The 17,411-nt window shown below is 40.7% G+C and carries 18 protein-coding genes and 1 pseudogene; 11 read left to right on the forward strand and 8 right to left on the reverse strand.

Annotation, left to right across the window (positions count from 1 at the left end):
- Nucleotides 1–107: 107 nt before the first annotated feature.
- Genes dapA through purC form a run of 3 tightly spaced genes read left to right on the forward strand, consistent with a single transcriptional unit; the run spans nt 108 to nt 2,374 of the window.
- Complete coding sequence (gene dapA, locus R2H34_RS16335) at nt 108–1,001, forward strand: 4-hydroxy-tetrahydrodipicolinate synthase (RefSeq protein WP_004951127.1); 894 nt, start codon at nt 108–110, stop codon at nt 999–1,001.
- Between the two features lie 15 nt (nt 1,002–1,016).
- Nucleotides 1,017–1,619, forward strand: a complete 603-nt coding sequence (locus tag R2H34_RS16340; RefSeq protein WP_020899820.1) for a hypothetical protein — start codon at nt 1,017–1,019, stop codon at nt 1,617–1,619.
- Nucleotides 1,620–1,654: 35 nt separating this feature from the next.
- Nucleotides 1,655–2,374, forward strand: a complete 720-nt coding sequence (purC, locus tag R2H34_RS16345; RefSeq protein WP_004910259.1) for a phosphoribosylaminoimidazolesuccinocarboxamide synthase — start codon at nt 1,655–1,657, stop codon at nt 2,372–2,374.
- A gap of 70 nt (nt 2,375–2,444) precedes the next feature.
- Here the strand turns inward: purC and R2H34_RS16350 are convergent.
- The 6 genes and pseudogenes from R2H34_RS16350 to R2H34_RS16375 all read right to left on the reverse strand — a co-directional run bounded on the left by R2H34_RS16350 (nt 2,445) and on the right by R2H34_RS16375 (nt 9,632).
- Nucleotides 2,445–4,179: pseudogene (locus R2H34_RS16350) on the reverse strand (amidohydrolase).
- A gap of 176 nt (nt 4,180–4,355) precedes the next feature.
- The gene (yddG, locus tag R2H34_RS16355; RefSeq protein WP_151958674.1) at nt 4,356–5,240 is read right to left on the reverse strand and encodes an aromatic amino acid DMT transporter YddG; all 885 of its coding nucleotides are present in this window, start codon (nt 5,238–5,240) and stop codon (nt 4,356–4,358) included.
- Nucleotides 5,241–5,340: 100 nt separating this feature from the next.
- On the reverse strand, nt 5,341–6,615 hold the full coding sequence (locus tag R2H34_RS16360) for a replication-associated recombination protein A (protein ID WP_017397391.1): 1,275 nt from the start codon (nt 6,613–6,615) through the stop codon (nt 5,341–5,343).
- A gap of 83 nt (nt 6,616–6,698) precedes the next feature.
- Nucleotides 6,699–7,886, reverse strand: a complete 1,188-nt coding sequence (ampC, locus tag R2H34_RS16365; protein WP_052242922.1) for a class C beta-lactamase — start codon at nt 7,884–7,886, stop codon at nt 6,699–6,701.
- A gap of 25 nt (nt 7,887–7,911) precedes the next feature.
- Nucleotides 7,912–9,069 carry a PQQ-dependent sugar dehydrogenase gene (locus R2H34_RS16370; protein WP_318342358.1) on the reverse strand — a complete coding sequence of 386 codons (1,158 nt, stop codon included), beginning with the start codon at nt 9,067–9,069 and terminating at the stop codon, nt 7,912–7,914.
- A 110-nt stretch (nt 9,070–9,179) separates the two neighbouring features.
- Nucleotides 9,180–9,632, reverse strand: coding sequence for a YcgN family cysteine cluster protein (locus tag R2H34_RS16375; protein ID WP_099947846.1), 453 nt, complete (start codon nt 9,630–9,632; stop codon nt 9,180–9,182).
- Between the two features lie 184 nt (nt 9,633–9,816).
- On the opposite strand from R2H34_RS16375, the gene R2H34_RS16380 reads away from it, so the two are divergent.
- From R2H34_RS16380 to ahr, 7 genes are all read left to right on the forward strand, one after another.
- Complete coding sequence (locus R2H34_RS16380; protein WP_004910276.1) at nt 9,817–9,975, forward strand: DUF1328 family protein; 159 nt, start codon at nt 9,817–9,819, stop codon at nt 9,973–9,975.
- Nucleotides 9,976–10,136: 161 nt separating this feature from the next.
- Nucleotides 10,137–10,874: a dienelactone hydrolase family protein gene (locus tag R2H34_RS16385; protein ID WP_075695988.1), complete on the forward strand. Its 738-nt coding sequence runs from the start codon at nt 10,137–10,139 to the stop codon at nt 10,872–10,874.
- A gap of 221 nt (nt 10,875–11,095) precedes the next feature.
- Nucleotides 11,096–12,133, forward strand: a complete 1,038-nt coding sequence (gene mutY, locus R2H34_RS16390) for an A/G-specific adenine glycosylase (protein ID WP_087540662.1) — start codon at nt 11,096–11,098, stop codon at nt 12,131–12,133.
- Nucleotides 12,134–12,148: 15 nt separating this feature from the next.
- Nucleotides 12,149–12,709 carry a M23 family metallopeptidase gene (locus R2H34_RS16395; RefSeq protein ID WP_410487166.1) on the forward strand — a complete coding sequence of 187 codons (561 nt, stop codon included), beginning with the start codon at nt 12,149–12,151 and terminating at the stop codon, nt 12,707–12,709.
- 9 nt (nt 12,710–12,718) lie between these two features.
- Nucleotides 12,719–12,964 carry a hypothetical protein gene (locus R2H34_RS16400; protein WP_004910282.1) on the forward strand — a complete coding sequence of 82 codons (246 nt, stop codon included), beginning with the start codon at nt 12,719–12,721 and terminating at the stop codon, nt 12,962–12,964.
- Between the two features lie 35 nt (nt 12,965–12,999).
- Complete coding sequence (locus R2H34_RS16405; protein WP_087540666.1) at nt 13,000–13,554, forward strand: DNA-3-methyladenine glycosylase I; 555 nt, start codon at nt 13,000–13,002, stop codon at nt 13,552–13,554.
- Between the two features lie 29 nt (nt 13,555–13,583).
- Entirely contained in the window at nt 13,584–14,609 is a 1,026-nt protein-coding gene (gene ahr / locus R2H34_RS16410; protein ID WP_005403475.1) for an NADPH-dependent aldehyde reductase Ahr, read from the forward strand.
- Here ahr and R2H34_RS16415 read toward each other — a convergent pair.
- A complete protein-coding gene (locus tag R2H34_RS16415; protein WP_004910287.1) occupies nt 14,606–16,033 on the reverse strand; it encodes a PLP-dependent aminotransferase family protein in 1,428 nt (475 codons plus the stop codon). The two genes, ahr and R2H34_RS16415, sit on opposite strands and share 4 nt — an antisense overlap.
- Nucleotides 16,034–16,123: 90 nt before the next feature.
- On the opposite strand from R2H34_RS16415, the gene R2H34_RS16420 reads away from it, so the two are divergent.
- Nucleotides 16,124–16,534 carry a hypothetical protein gene (locus tag R2H34_RS16420; protein ID WP_004910289.1) on the forward strand — a complete coding sequence of 137 codons (411 nt, stop codon included), beginning with the start codon at nt 16,124–16,126 and terminating at the stop codon, nt 16,532–16,534.
- Here the strand turns inward: R2H34_RS16420 and R2H34_RS16425 are convergent.
- On the reverse strand, nt 16,482–17,384 hold the full coding sequence (locus tag R2H34_RS16425; protein WP_151830172.1) for a LysR family transcriptional regulator: 903 nt from the start codon (nt 17,382–17,384) through the stop codon (nt 16,482–16,484). The genes R2H34_RS16420 and R2H34_RS16425 overlap by 53 nt on opposite strands.
- Between the last annotated feature and the right edge of the window lie 27 nt (nt 17,385–17,411).

The raw sequence follows: 17,411 nt of genomic DNA on the forward strand, positions 1-17,411 counted from the left end.
ATTCAACTCACCATATTGATTGAGTGACGAATCAAAATACTGCAACCATCCAATATTTCGTTTCAAATACTTCAATCTCGGATGGGAAAATAGGATATTTTTTCAAAATGACTCAGCTAGCACAGAATATTCAAGGCTCAATTGTCGCAATCGTCACCCCTATGTATGAAGATGGCAGCGTAGATTGGAAGAGTCTTGAGAAGCTTGTTGAGTGGCACATCCAACAAGGTACTCACAGTATCGTTGCGGTCGGCACAACAGGCGAAGCATCGACCCTTAGTATGGAAGAACATACTCAGGTCATAAAAGAGGTGATTCGTGTTGCAAACAAACGCATTCCGATTATTGCGGGTACAGGTGCAAACTCAACACGCGAAGCGATTGAGCTGACCAAAGCTGCGAAAGAATTAGGCGCAGATGCAGCATTACTTGTAACGCCATATTATAATAAACCAACTCAGGAAGGCTTATACCAACACTATAAAGCTATCGCTGAGGCCGTTGATATTCCACAAATTCTTTATAATGTTCCAGGTCGTACAGGCGTGGATATGCAAAATGAAACTGTTATTCGTCTTGCAGATGTGAAAAACATTATTGGTATCAAAGATGCGACAGGCGATGTTCCACGTGGACAAGCTCTCATCGAAGGTTTAGCTGGTAAAATGGCTGTTTACTCAGGCGATGATGAAACTGCTTGGGAACTGATGCTACTAGGTGCTAAAGGCAACATCTCTGTAACTGCGAATGTTGCACCAAAGCAAATGAGTGACGTCTGTGAAGCTGCTTTAGCTGGCGACAAAGAAAAAGCTCAACGTTTAAATCAACAAATTGCAAATCTACACAATATTTTGTTTTGCGAATCAAACCCAATTCCTGTGAAATGGGCTTTGCATGAGATGGGTTATATTAGCACTGGTCTTCGTTTACCGCTAACCCCTCTCGCTGAACAATATCGTGAACCTATCCGTAACAGTCTAAAAGCTGCGGGAATAATTTAATACGAGCAATTTATGATGCAATTACGTCTTGGTGTTGTCCTTGTTATTTCAGCTTTAAGTTTGGCTGGTTGTGGTCGCTTTGCCCTCAATAATCACTCATTAGATTATAAAAATGCGAAAACACTGGAACCTCTCAAATTCCCTGAGAATGCAACGGTAAGACCATTTACACCATTGTATCCAGCTCCAACGGTTGATCCACTTGCGATTCAACATGCACCTACATTCGAAAATAAAAGTGGCAACCGTTACGCTTTACCTCGCCCTGATCCGATGCAGGCAACAGCGAATACCAGTGATGCGACTACAGCAACTTTAGGTCGTCCTCAACTTGTAATGGATGGCAATAAAAACCCATTACTTAAAGTTGAAGGTCCAACTGCTGCAGCTTGGCAATACACTTTCGCAACATTGAGTAGTCTCAACTATAAGATAGTCTCTCAAGCAGATAATGGTTATGAGGCGACGATTACTGTAGGTGATCAAAATTACCTACTCAAACTCTCTGCTGTGGGCTCAAGTAATACTGTTGCTCTGTTTAAGCTTGATACAACTTTTGCTGACCCTACTGTCGCAACTGAAGTATTAGCCCAGATTTATCAAAATTGGCCAGCCTAGTCGTTTACTAGGCATATTTTTCAAAAGGTTCCCCCATGTTAAAACAAACCTTGCTCTATACTGGTAAAGCAAAATCTGTGTATGAAACAGATAATGCTGACCACCTGATTTTAGTCTTTCGTGATGATGCCTCTGCGTTCAATGGCGAAAAAATCGAACAACTAGATCGTAAAGGCAAGGTCAACAACCGTTTTAACGCCTTCATCATGGAGAAGTTGGCTGAAGCAGGTATCGAAACTCATTTTGAAAAGTTACTTTCTCCAACTGAAGTACTTGTTAAAAAGCTTCAAATGATTCCTGTAGAGTGTGTCATCCGCAACTATGCTGCTGGCTCACTTTGCCGTCGTTTAGGTGTTGAAGAAGGCAAAGAGTTAACGCCTCCTACATTTGAATTATTCTTCAAAGATGATGCTCTTGGCGATCCAATGGTCAATGAGTCTCAAGCAATCGCTTTAGGTTGGGCAACTGCTGATCAACTTGAAAAAATGAAAGAACTTACTTACCAAGTGAATGATGTACTTAAAGGATTATTCGATGCAGGTAATATGATTCTTGTTGATTTCAAACTTGAATTTGGTGTGTTCCATGACCGCATCGTATTGGGTGATGAATTCTCTCCAGACGGTTGCCGTTTATGGGATAAAGATACCAAGAAAAAATTAGATAAAGACCGCTTCCGTCAAGGTTTAGGCGGTGTGGTTGAAGCTTATGAAGAAGTTGCTGCACGTTTAGGCATTAACTTAGATGATATCTAATCATTTTAAGCATTCATGATTTATAGAAAACCAGCTCCTTTGAGCTGGTTTTTTTATGTCTTCATTTTGACTACTGCTGATAAATAAGTTTACCTTCTTTATAGGTCGCCAAAACTTTAATTTTTTTGATTTCTCGGCTTGGTACAGTCAGTGGGTTATTATCTAAAATCACTAAATCGGCGAGCTTTCCTTGCTTTAAGGTACCCTTATCTTGATCTTCAAAATATTGATAAGCAGCCCAATCTGTCATGGATTTTAAGGCAAGATAAGGACTTATACGTTCATCGGCACCTAGAACATAATCACTACGCGTCACGCGATTGACTGTAGCATCGAGCATCATCATGCTATGTGGTGGAACAACGGGAGCATCATGGTGTTCGGTAAAGATTAAATTTTTCTTTAGTGCAGTTGCTGTCGGGGAAATATGTGCTGCTCGCGTCTCGCCTAGTGTTTGTTGGCGATGCCAATCCCCCCAATAATAGGTATGTAATGAGAAGAACGAAGGAATAATATCTAAAGCCTTCAATTGGTCTAGTTGATCATCTCGAATCGTTTGCGAGTGAATCAATACACTTCTGCGGTCTGCTTTACCTTGTTTTGCCGTAGCATCTTTGACAGCACCTATAAACTGATCTATTGCCGCATCTCCATTGGCATGAGCGAGCACTTGCCAGCCATGTTTGAAGGCTACATTAATATATTGATCGACCTGTTGATCGTCTTTGATCGCTGGATAGCCTTTATAATTTTTATCTTTACCTTCAGGTGGAATCTTATAGGCTTGAGTTAACCATGCCGTCTTACCTTGAGGTGAACCATCTAAACTGATTTTAACGCCACCTATACGGAAGTGATGATCGATCGTATTGTCGGCTACTTCCTTGCTTAAGCATATATTCTTGGCTAGTGGTGATATCAGGATAAGATACGACATCTATCGGAAGTTGATTTTGCTTGGCAAGAGCCTGCCACATCTCCGTCGTACCTTGATCTGCTCGTCCCTCTTGTACTGTAGTGAAACCATTTTTAACATAAGCATCAAGACCTTTACGAGCAATTTCAAACATCACTTGCGGTGGCACATCTTTGAATATTGAACCAATCGCAGTAAATAATGCGGACTCTTCCAGCACCCCATTAGGAACATTCGAATTTGCTTCTCGACGAATAATTCCCCCTGCTGGATTTTCAGTATTTTGATTGATATTTAACAAGGCTAGTGCTTTGTGATTCACTGAAGCGAGATGCCCTGATTGATGTAAAATCATCACGGGCTGATCTTTGGAGACTCGATCTAAATCGGTTGCTGTCGGATGACGCTGTTCACTTAATTGCGCATCATCATAGCCATTTCCTAAAATCCATCCCCCCATTGTTTGAATGACTTGAGGATTTTGCTTTTTCCATTGTGTTAATACTTGAACCAAAGAATCAATATCAGAAACTTGACCGTCTGGCGCAGGATAAAGATTTGCAACCATCTGATGGAATCCAACCATATTTACATGGCTGTGTGCATCAATAAAACTTGGCAAAAGTGTTTTATTTTTTAAATCAATGGATTGAACATTCGAATTTGCTAAATGCTCTGCTTGCTTTTTTGAACCAACAAAAATGATCTTTCCATCTTTAACCAGCAAGGCTTCTGCATATGTTGGCGTCATACCTTCCATCGTTAAGATCGGACCACCAAAGAACAATTGTTCTGACCGATCTTGATCAAGTGGAGTACTTGCACAGCCTGATAAGGTAAAGGCGCTGATTGTTGCTGTCGTCAGTTTATTCAAATATTTAAAAGTCATAGATTAAAACCATATTTTAATTATGCCTTTTTAGATTAAAGCTCATTCTTTCTGATATAAAAAGGCATAACTTGTTATTTTTGTAATGCTTGATAAATTTTTGAATCAATAAATAGTTTAAACCATTGATCAATAGCTATTTCACCAAACTGATTTGAATAAAAATCACTGTTTGTTTATGACTTCGCCTGTGTCGCCAACCAACACAGTATAGAACCGACACACACCATCAGCGCACCATACCAAAAAGAAAGACCTAATGGCGTACTCAGTAACAATGCAGCAAAAAAAGCGGAAAGCACAGGAATAAAATAAGATGCTCCTGCCAGTAATGTCACATTACCATGCAAAATTCCAACATTCCAAGCTGCATAGCCGAAGCCCATCGCAGCAGCAGCAAAAACCAAGGAAATAGAGGATGACCAATCAAAAATAAAGCCATTCCCCCCCATCACAAGATATTTAATCCAAAGCACGATCGAAACCAAAATAAAGAATAAAGTAATTCCATTTGCTCCCTGAGCGATTCGTGCGGTAAGGGTACAATAAGCCGCCCACAACAATGTCCCAAGAAATGCCAATCCATAACTCAGTGGGTTCTGCTGAATATTGTTAGCCATGCCAATCAAATCAAATCCTTGCTCTCCTCCCAAAACCCAACAAATACCGAGTAGAGAAACAACGAAGCCAGGAATAATCAGAAAATTTGCTTTTTGTTGATTAAATAAAATCGCCGCAACCATCGTGAAAGTTGGCCATAAATAATTGACCATTCCAACTTCAATTGCTTGTCTATTTGTTTGGCTATATCCAATTGAAAGTGAAAGACAAAGTTCATAGGCAACAAATAAAAAAGCACCCCAAATCAAATAAGTTTTTGGAAAACTTTTGAGAGGCGTCCAACCAACAGAAAGTAATAAGAATATTGAAGCAAGTGTATAGATTAATGCCGCACCACCAACTGCACCAAACTGAGTACTTACTTCTTTAATGAGCGCAACAATTAAACTCCAAAGCAAAATGGCAAGCAGTCCAATCAGTGTTGCTGTTTTTGAGTTCATATTGATATCAATTGAATCTTGGAACCAAAGCAACATGCCATCAATCGGGACTAAAATGCTGCTTTGGTAAATTTAAAATGAGGCATGCGCCCAGAAAGAATTATTGCTGTTGCTGTTCTTGCTGCCAGCGGCGCTGTTGCAAACGTTCAGCTTCAACTTCACGTTTATTTAAGGCTCGTTCATACAGCTTCGTACCACGCAATTCAGGTGGTAAATAGTCTTGTAATACAAAATGTTCAGGATAATTATGTGGATACAAATAATCCACCCCATATCCTTGTTGCTTCATCAGTTTGGTTGGCGCATTGCGCAAGTGCAATGGTACAGGCAGATTCGCCGTTTTCTCTGCCAACTCTAAGGCACGATTGATGGCTAAATAGGTACTATTACTTTTCGGGCTGGTTGCCAAATAAACTGCGCATTGTCCTAAAATAATACGTGCCTCAGGCATACCCACCGCTTGAACTGAACGGAAGCACTCCCCTGCAAGTAACAAGGCATTTGGATTAGAATTTCCAATATCTTCTGATGCCGCAATCAACATGCGACGAGCAATAAATACTGGGTCTTCTCCACCTTTCAGCATTCTTGCCATCCAATACAAGGTAGCATCTGGATCACTTCCCCGAATCGATTTAATAAATGCTGAAACCAGATCGTAGTGCTGCTCACCTGACTTGTCATAACGCGCAATGTTCTGCTGTGCAACTTTGACGACAATCGCGTTGGTCACGACATTTTCAACATCAGCTTCAAAGGTACTGGCGATTAAATCGATCAGATTAAGCGCCTTACGCGCATCACCTGCAGCAAATTGAATCAGTGCATCATATTCTTCAACTTGAATAAAACGCTCTTTGAGAAACTTATCACTTTGAATCGCTTTATTGATGAGTGTTTGAATGGCATCAGCATCCAAACTATTCAGCGTGTAGACCTGACAACGCGACAATAAAGCGCTATTAACTTCAAAAGATGGGTTCTCTGTGGTTGCGCCGATCAGCGTAATTTTGCCTTTTTCGACCGCATTTAGTAACGCATCTTGCTGCGATTTATTAAAGCGATGAATCTCATCAATAAACACTACTGGGGTCAGCAGATCACCACTTTCCGCAATCACTTCTCGCAGCTCTTTTACACCAGTATTCAGCGCAGATAAGCTAATAAATGGGCGATCAACTGCTTGCGCCAGCAATAATGCGATCGTAGTTTTACCTACCCCTGGCGGACCCCAAAAGATAATCGAAGGTAAATGCCCTTGATCAATCATTTGGCGCAAAGGTGCATTTTCACCTAACAAATGATCTTGTCCGATAATTTCGGATAAGTCACGAGGACGTAAACGTTCAGGTAAAGGAATATGCGTATCTGACATCATCACTGGCTTTATGCTGTTTTATCCTAGTCTATTGTGTCTGAATCAAATCTACAATTTGAATCTACCAACAACTGAATAAGTTAACGGGTCGCTTTCTCTTTAAGAATCTGCTGCATCGCTTGATAGGTTGCTTTAATACGCGCTTCATTTGGGAAATTGGTATTGGCGAGCATCACCATACCGATTTTATGCTGAGGGACAAATGCGGCATAAGCTCCAAAGCCATTGGTAGATCCTGTTTTATTAAAATAAGTGGATTGTGAGGCAACTTTGGGGTGTTTGATCAGCGTTACTGCATGGCTTTCTAAAGCCATTTTACTTGAGTTGCCTTGTAAAAGTGTTTCAAGCTTAACGGGATAAGCATATTGTTCCCAACCCAAACCCTGCGTCATTGCACCGACTTTATAATAACCGATATGGGTATTTTCAACGGCTTGACGAATTGGCTGATTTAATTGAGCTGAATTGATCTGTGCATCTAAAAATTTCAGCATATCCGAACTACTGCTTTTGACACCATAGGCTTCAGCATCAAACATCCCCGCTGATACACGGATTGCTTGGTTATTCTTATAGCCCCAAGCATATTGTGACATCTTTTGTTCAGGGACATGAATATAACTCCGCGTCATTCCTAATTGAGGAAGTAAGGTTTTCTCTATCAATTCCGCATATGGCTTTTTCATCGCCAAAGCTGTGACATAACCCATTAAACCAATACTCGGATTTGAGTATTGACGAGCCTCCCCGATTTTGGTTTTTGTTTTCCAGTTGTGAAAATATTGAATCATATCCTGCTGAGTAACAACTTCATCTGGAAATTGCAGTGGAAAACCACCTGCACTATAGGTTCCCAAATTCAGCAATGTAGCCTGATTCACGGCTGTATTTTTAAGTTCAGGGAAGTATTTGGCAGGATGATCCGATAAAGACAACCGCCCTTGTGCTTGCGCATACCCCGCTAAAGTCGCATTGAACGTTTTACTGACTGAACCAAGTTCAAACAAGGTACTATTAGTCATAGCTTGTTTGCTTTGTAGCGAAGCAACACCATAATTTACAAAGTAATGTTGACCATCTAAAGTCACGGCAACGGCTAAACCAGGAATTTTATATTCCTCTAAAAGTGGTTTAAATTGCTGATCGACAATCTTTTTTATTTGTAGCTCAGTTAAAGGCTGTGCCCACAAACTCGAGCTACAGGACAACAGCCCAATCAACATCAATGTTTTATTTGAAAATAAATTTTGGTATTTCGACTGCATCATTAATCTTTTCAATTTGAGTTCATATTTAGTTTGCATTGAGCTTTAGCAATTTCGCTTGTGGACCATCCTCATTCACCCAAATCGAACCGTCTTGTGCTTGTTGTAAGCCACGAATTCGTTGCTTCATATCCAAACGTTGCACTTCTTTAACGGGTTGCGATTTTAAATCAACCACAATAATCGACTTGGAAGACAAACCACCAATCAAAGCTTTCTGCTGCCATAATGGGAATTTATCGCCCGTGTAAATAATCATGCTTGAAGGTGAAATCACTGGTGTCCAATCGATTGCTGGTGCTTTAAATTCTGGGCGTGTTTTGTGATTTGGAATTGGTAATCCTGAGTAATGATCGCCATTCGATACGATTGGATAACCATAGTTCGCGCCTTTAAGAATCTGATTAAGTTCATCACCTCCTTTCGGCCCCATTTCCACTACCCACAATTGTTTTTGGTCATCAAACGCCATACCTAGTGGATTACGATGACCCAATGACCAAATTTCAGCAGTCACGCCACCTTGTTGACTAAAAGGGTTATCTGATACAGGAGTTCCGTCTTCATTTAAACGTAAAACCTTACCTAGATTGCTTTTCATATCTTGGGCAGGATCGAATTTTTGTCGCTCACCTGAACTTACCCAAAGTTTTCCATCAGCACCAAATAACATACGATGAGCATAATGTCCTTGCCCTGACACTTTAGGTACTTGCTGCCAAATTCGTGTTAAATCGGTTAATTTCGGTTGTTCAGGATTAGATAAATCAAGTTTGGCACGAGAAATTTCAGCACCATAACCACCACTGCCTTGCACAGCATAGCTGAGATAAATCCAATGATTATTTTTAAAATCAGGATGCAAGACTACATCACCTAAGCCACCTTGCCCCCCATAACTTACAGTTGGGATGCCCTGAACATTAAGACTTTTCTTAGTTTTAGGATCAAATAATTTTAACTGTCCTTTACGCTCAGTGATCAGTAAACGCTGATCAGGTAATACAACAACAGCCCAAGGTTCATCAAACTGGGCAAAAGTATCAATTTGAAAAGTTTGGTTGAGCGTATTTTGAGTATGTTGAACAGAGTTTTCTGGTGCCTTAGAGTTGGTGTTATTGGGACCACAAGCGAGTAGCAAAAGTGCACTGCTACAAATTAAAGGTGCTACAAATAATTTTGACATGACTGATCTCCCTTCGCATTCATTCATATTACGGGGATCAGCATATAGAAATACTGTAAAATTGTTGTTTTTGATCAAGATCCATTTAACCAAACGATATGATTAAAAGATCAACGCACCCACCGTACGACATAATCTTCAATGTCATCTTCATTAATTTCAGTTTCTGAAATACAACGCCCTGCCGCAGATTTTTTTGCTTTTAGAACACTCTGACGAGAGCCAGTATTCAAATAATGCCATGACGGAAGATTTTTCCCCTCATTCAAACGTCTGTAAGCACAGCTTGGGGGCAACCATGTAATCGTTTGCAAACGTTCAGGGGTTAATTGTAGACAATCTGCAACATGCTCTTGGCGGTGTGCATAGTCTGAACAGCGTGCCGTTTTACAGTCTAGAAGCTTACATGCCACTTTGGTATATACGACTTCTGCGGTGTCTTCATCTTCAAGCTTGACCAAACAGCACAAACCACAGCCATCACATAAGGCTTCCCACTCAGCAGGGTTTAGCTGATCAAGTGAGTAGTTTTTCCAAAAGTTCGGTCGCAGTTCTAAAGACATGGTTTTAAGTTAAAGAGGAGAATGCGCATAGTATAGCATTCCAATTCAAAAAACTGAGTTACTGAAATCATTCGCTTTTTAACACTTCTTTCTATAGTGAACATTTCAACCACAGAAACACCACATTTTGCTCAAAAAATACACGCTATAGTCAAAACATAATAAAATTAGGAGGGTAACTCATATGTTCCGTTGGGCTATTATATTTGCAATCATCGCATTAATTGCTAGTTTACTTGGCTTTGGTGGTGTAGCAGGTTTATCCAAAGATTTTGCCGTTATTTTACTGGTTGTCGCTGTTATTCTCGCTGTCGTTGGCTTCTTGTCACGTGGCAAAGTATAGAAAATTAACATCTCAATTTATAAAAAGAAGAATCTTTGTATTCTTCTTTTTTATTGCCATTATTTAACAAAAGCAACAGTTTATTAGTTTTCTCAGCGTATCAACTTTTGCTTTTTATGTTTTAATCAATGCATTCTAAAAATACAGATTAGGATTTGAAAATGAGCTTCCCGATTACAACTCGTGAAATTGAATATACAGCACCAGATGGTCAACGTTTGGTAGGTTATTTTGCTGCACCTGCAATCGATATGCCGACAGCAGGCGTAATCGTTGCACCTGAATGGTGGGGACGTAATGAATATACAGAACAACGTGCACGTGAACTGGCTGAACACGGCTTTGCTGCTCTCGCAATTGATATGTATGGTGATAAGAAAGTAACAACAGCTTCAGCACAAGCATACGAATGGATGATGCAAACGTTTGAGCATGTGGATACTGTAGTTGATCGTGCACAAGCAGGTCTAAATACTTTGGCAAATCAGCCTGAGGTAAATGCCGAAAAACTTGCAGCGATTGGCTTCTGCTATGGCGGCAAAGTGGTATTGGATCTAGCTCGCTCAGGTGCTAACTTAAAAGCGGTAACAACGTTCCATGCGAATCTCAGTCCCAAAGCTCCTGCTGAAAAAGGTAAGCTAAAAGCAGAAATCTTAGTGTTACATGGTGAACTGGATAGCATGGTGACTTTGGACGATGTTGCAAGTTTCCGAGAAGAAATGCACGCTGCTGAAGTGAACCATGAAGTAATTATTTTCGAAGATGCTAAACATGGTTTTAGTAACCCTCAGGCTGATGAGCGTGCTAAAGCAAATAATGTCGATTTAGGCTATAACGCAGAAGCAGAGCGTCAAGGTCTTGAAGCGATGTATGAGTTGTTAGATAAGCATTTAAAGTAATTTTAAAATTCGTATTTATACCAATACTCGCCAGGATTGACTTATGAAACGGCGACATGGATGTCGCCAACAGACTGCAATTTTTTTCGAGAGTTTTTAGAAATTTCAGATGATCCTCTCATCCTCCTAGATAGAAATCGTAAAGCTCATAAGCTCTTCACACAAACCCTCTAGTGCATATTTCCGCTATACTATAATTCTACTTTTCAATGTTCTGATTCATGTCTGATTTCTCATTTTCTGATGCTTTACTTACATGGTTTGATCAACATGGTCGCCATGACCTACCTTGGCAAGTCGCCGATGACCCGTATAAAGTTTGGGTGTCAGAAATTATGTTGCAACAGACTCAAGTCAAAACAGTGTTGCAATATTTCGATCGTTTTATTCAACGCTTTCCTACCGTAAATGATCTAGGTCAGGCAAGCTGGGATGATGTTGCTCCTTTTTGGGCGGGTCTTGGATATTATGCAAGAGCAAGAAATTTACACAAAGCCGCAGCGATTGTTCATCAGCAAGGTAAATTCCCTGTAACCTTAGAACAATGGATTGAACTTCCTGGGATCGGACGCTCAACCGCAGGGGCGCTCATGTCACTCGGTTTGCGTCAATACGGTGTGATCATGGATGGCAATGTGAAACGTGTTTTGGCTCGTTTCTTTGCGATTGAAGATGATTTGTCCAAGCCACAACATGAACGTGCTTTATGGAAAATTGCTGAAGATTTATGTCCAGAACAGCGAAATCATGACTATACCCAAGCCATTATGGATTTGGGTGCAACAGTCTGTACTCCGAAAAAACCTCTCTGTTTATATTGCCCTATGCAACAACACTGTCAGGCATATCAACAAGGCCTAGAACAAGAATTGCCATTTAAAAAGGCCAAGAAACCTGTTCCTGTTAAAGCAGCAAGTGTCGTTGTGATTCAGTCAGGTAAAGAATGGTTTTGGCAACAGCGTGAAGCTCATGGTCTTTGGGGTGGATTGTATTGTCTTCCTATCATTGAAAGTGCAACTGAATTACAACAGATCGAACAGCACTTTAAGTTACAAGCTCAAGTATCATCCTTACAGATCAGTCATAGTTTTACACACTTCACATGGTTGCTCGATGAAAAAATGTTCCACGTGGAACATAATCAGAAAGAACAACTGAGCATAGAATTAAATGGGATATGGCTCACACCAGAATCTGCGATTGCTAAAGGTATTCCAACCGCGATGAAGAAACTGATCACTGCAAAACAAAAAACTTAAACACTTTAAAATGCGATGGATCAAAACATAGGAGTTTATGTGCGACATTCAATTTCGTATACGGTGATTGGACTGCTCATTATTTTTCTATCTGCGTGTACCACTACACCCCAAAAACCATCTCCTTTACCCAGCGCACAGGTTAGCAAATTAAAAAATATGCGCTTAGACACTCGTCTCCCCATACCTGTAAAAGGTGTTCGCAAAAACGAGTTGCGCGATACTTGGGGAGCTGCACGTAGCCAAGGGCGAAGCCATGAAGGGATTGATATCATGGCAGAGCGTGGCACGAAAGTGTATAGTGCAACCGAAGGACTCATCGCAGATTTACGCAATAATAATTTGGGTGGCAAGGTCATTTGGATCTTAGGACCATCAGGTTCTTGGCACTACTATGCACATCTGGATGACCACAAACGCGGACTTAAAGTTGGGGATTATATTCGCAAGGGTGATGTGATTGGCTATGTCGGCAATACAGGTAATGCACGTCATACTGCTCCGCATTTACATTACGGTATTTATTTAAATGGCAAAGGGCGTGGAGTAGTCAATCCATACCCATATTTACGTTAGGAACACACAATGTCAGAAGCATTGATAGAACGTCTGGTTACATTTGCAGAATCAGGAAATCAGCAAAAAATTATTCTGAATGGCACCAGCTATCAAGGTTGGATTATGGAAATCACAGAAGATGCTTTGCTGATCAGCACAGGTTTCGCAGATAAATCTGGTAAAGACTTTTGGTTGAAATTCACTGATTTGAGTTCTGCTGAGTTGTATTATTGGGATACTCGCCCAAATGAATGGGTTGCATTCAAACTTTAATTTTCTCGATATTTATAACGATAAGGAGCATCAAAATGACAATTCAACGCTGTGGTTGGTGCTCTGATGATCCCCTGTATATCGCTTACCATGATGAAGAATGGGGTAAGCCTGTATACGATGAAGCGCGTTTATTTGAAATGCTTTGCCTAGAGGGTCAACAAGCTGGTCTCTCTTGGATTACGGTACTCAAGAAAAGAGAACACTACCATGCTCATTTCTTTCAACATCCTGTAGCAAAAATTGCCGAGCTTACAGATGATCAACTGGAACATAAACTGACTGATACAGGTCTGATTCGCCATTTAGGTAAAATAAAAGCCATTCGAGACAATGCGATTGCTTGGCAACAATTAAAGCAGGATGTTGACGATGTCTCTGCATGGCTGTGGGCTTTTGTCAGTCACGATGTATTGAACAATGATGTGATCAATTATCGAGAAGCCCCTGCACAAACAGAGATCAGCCAAACCCTGTCTAAAACCTTAAAAAAGCGTGGATTTAAGTTTGTGGGTCCAACGACTTGTTATGCATTCATGCAAGCTGTGGGCATGGTCAACGATCACGAAAATCATTGTCCCTTTAAATAAAATACAATCCTCTCCAAAGGAGTCCTTCCATGAGCAACAATCAAATACGTGCTTATGCTGCGATGCAAGCAGGTGAACAACTGGTTCCTTATCAATTTGACGCAGGCGATTTACAAGCCCATCAAGTCGAAGTCAAAGTTGAATATTGTGGTTTATGTCATTCAGATATTTCAGTGATTAATAACGATTGGCGATCATCTACTTATCCTGTGGTTGCTGGTCATGAAATTATTGGAACCATCACTGCTCTTGGTTCTGAAGCGAAAGGACTCAAAGTAGGTCAACGTGTAGGTATCGGATGGACAGCAGAAAGTTGTCAAGCTTGTGATCCCTGCATCGGTGGTAATCAAGTGTTATGTACTGGCGGCAGTGTTGCAACGATCGTAGGACATGCTGGTGGATTTGCAGATAAAGTTCGAGCTGGCTGGCAATGGGTGATTCCGCTACCCGATGATTTAGACCCAGAAAGTGCAGGTCCTTTGTTATGTGGCGGGATTACAGTTTTCGATCCTCTACTTAAACATAAAATTCAAGCCACGCATCATGTCGGTGTAATTGGTATCGGTGGCTTAGGTCACATGGCGATTAAACTGCTCAAAGCATGGGGTTGTGAAATTACGGCATTTAGCTCAAATCCTGAGAAAACTGATGAGCTGAAAGCCATGGGTGCAGATCACGTGGTGAATAGCCGCGATGCGCAGGCCATCAAAGCTCAACGAGGAAAATTTGATTTATTGTTGAGTACAGTCAATGTGACGCTAAACTGGCAAGCCTTTCTCAGTACTTTAGCACCTAATGGCTCATTGCATTTTCTAGGTCTGACTTTAGAACCTATTCCAGTTTCAGTCGGTGCTTTGATTGATGGTGCCAAATCAGTAACAGGTTCACCGACGGGTTCTCCTTTAGCACTTCGTCAACTTCTTCAATTTGCAGCACGTAAAAATATCGCCCCGCAAATTGAACTCTATCCTATGTCACAGCTCAACGATGCCATTGAGCGACTTCATTCAGGTCAAGCACGTTATCGCATCGTCTTGAAAGCAGACTTCGACTAACTCAATTTCGACTTGAGACTTTCTCTGACCCAATCCGCCAACTGCTGAATAGCTTGGCGGATTTCATCAGTCAAAGCATGGCCAGCGTTTAATCGTAGAAAATGCTGATAACGCTGATCTTCACCAAATACCTCACCTGGAACGATATTGATTCCATATTGCTGCGCGCGATAATACAACTCTAAACCTGTAATGGTGTTTGGTAGTTGCATCCACAGCGCATATCCACCACTCGATTGGCTAAGTGCGATCGGAATCCCCTGAAACTGCTCCAAAATACATGCACGATATTGTTCGACTTGCTGCATGAGAGCAGGTCTTAAACGTTCCAAATGTTCTCGATAGGCACGACTATAGATAAAGTCGGCTAAACCAAGCTGTAAGGGGGTATTAACCCCAACATTATTTGCTAACAGAGCTGGTCTTAAGTGCTGTAATTGTTGACCTAAACAAAACCACCCCACACGATAAGCACTCGATAAAGATTTAGAAACAGAACCACACCAAATTACATAGCCCTGTTGATCCCAATAACGAATCGGTAAAGGGCGTTCTTTTTGAAAACTACATTCAGCATAAATATCATCTTCCAAAACAAAGCATTGATACTTTTGTGCCAACTCCGCAATTTTTTGCTTTTGCTGATTGCTTAGACAATAGCCCAAAGGATTTTGAAAATTAGCAGTCAGTAAGCATAACTTCGCACTACCCTGCTGCATAAAATATTCTAAACGCTCAAGGTCTATGCCTTGATGATCTGCAGGTATTTCAATAATTTTACGTTTCAATCCTGCAAGAAGCTGAAGCTGACCGTTAAAGGTTGGTGTTGGAACGATAATACTGTCGCCCTCTCGACTCATTTGCTGAATCAACAGTGACAGTGCAGGCATACATCCATTACTAATAAAAATATCGTCTGGGGCGATGTAGATACCATCCTCACGCCAATGATCAGAAAGTGCTTGTCGGAGCTGTAGATGTCCTTGTTTATTACAGTACAAAAAATCTTCAGGTTGGCAATGCTTCAAAGCTCGCTGCAAAGAACGGCGTAATCCATCCACAGGTATTAAATGAGGAGATAACTGAATCGCACCTAAGGGCGTTAAATGACTTTGTATGGATGCCGTTTGGATTTGATTTTGTAACTCTAAATTTGAAACTCGTCTTGGCATCGATTCAAATTTTGGGCTTTCAGGTACCGGACTTTGGTATTGTCTTGAGCTAACAAAGTAACCTGATTTGGGTTTGACATAGATCAAGCCTTTGGCTTCTAACAATTCATAACATTGCTGCGCTGTGCTTAAACTGATTTTTTGTTGGCGTGCAAATTCTCTTAATGAACTTAACTTCTGTTGCGGTTGCAGTTCATGTTGGTAAATCTTTTGTGACAGCTGTTCCGCCAAGCGTTGATATTGAAATGTCACGTCTGTACTGGTTTTTTAAAATTTTCTGTATCTGTATTGGTTTATACAACACCTTTAAGCTATAAAAATCAACAGCAGAGGAGTAAAACAATGAAAATTAATAACTTATTTTTAGTGAGTATATTGCCACTTACAGGTTGTCAGTTGCCTGATCAGAAAACACATCAGCAGCAAGAAATTTGTAAATCTCTCGCTGAAGGTTATTTGAAAATTCAAAACCGACAAGGTTATGAGCTATGGAAACTGAAAAATCATAACCCTCAAACCAAAACAGATACGGTAGAGTTGACCTATAAAAAACCCAATGAAAATGGTGTGGTCGTAAGCGCATCATTATTACCAACAGTTGTTTTAGAGTGTACACGCAAAGAGCAACAGATTGTCATGTCTATCCCTCAAACAACAGGAGAATCTATTCCTGTTCTCGAAGTTCAAGTTCCACCCACGTCTACTGACACACAGAAAAACCTTGGCTTAGTTGCTCAGACAAAAATTCAATAAAGAGACGAACACGTTTGGGTAAATGCTCTTGTTGGTAATAAACAGCATGGATGCTTTGATAAGAGTGCTCAATTTGGTCTTCAAATAATGCGACCAAACGTCCTTCGTTTAAATCTTGCCAGATTTCAAACTCAGATAATCGTGCAATTCCCTGTCCTCGTAGACACAATTGCCGTACTGTCTCCCCACTAGATGCTTTGATTTTGGCTTGTGCAAAGAAGTATTCATCATCTACTTTAATCGGCCACTGATTAATATGAATCGGGCGTGTGAAGCCAATTAAATCATGCTGTAACAATTGTTTTGCTTGCGTCGGTGTCCCCATCCGTTTTAAGTAATGTGGACTAGCCACAATATACAAGCGACTTTTACATACCAATTTTGCATAAAGACTTGAGTCATGTAATTCACCAAAGCGAAATGCAACATCAGTTTTATGCTCTAGTAAATCAATCACTTGATCATTACTGTTTAATTCAATCTCAATATTCGGATAGCGCTGCCGAAATACGCGCATCAAAGGAGCAATCACATGCAAGATAAATGGCGCGGCCGAATCAACACGAATCAAACCAGATGTATCTTGATCTGAACGCTGCAAAGCTTCTTCGGCCGCACTCAAATCATTTAAAATCTTTCGGGCATGCGCTAAGAACTGCTGACCTTCTTGAGTGAGTTTTAATTTTCGTGTGGTGCGTTCCAGCAAAGTCACTTCAAGCTTAGACTCTAAACGACTTAAAGAACGACTCAAGCCAGATGCTGTTTGACCTAATCGCTCAGCAGCTGCAATAAATGAACCTGTATCAACAATCGTTATAAAGGCGAGCAATTCCTCAATACTTGATTTCATCATCACCCCCTATTGTTGATATTCAGT

It is taken from the genome of Acinetobacter sp. 16, from assembly GCF_033439925.1.
GTDB classification, from domain to species: Bacteria; Pseudomonadota; Gammaproteobacteria; order Pseudomonadales; family Moraxellaceae; genus Acinetobacter; species Acinetobacter junii.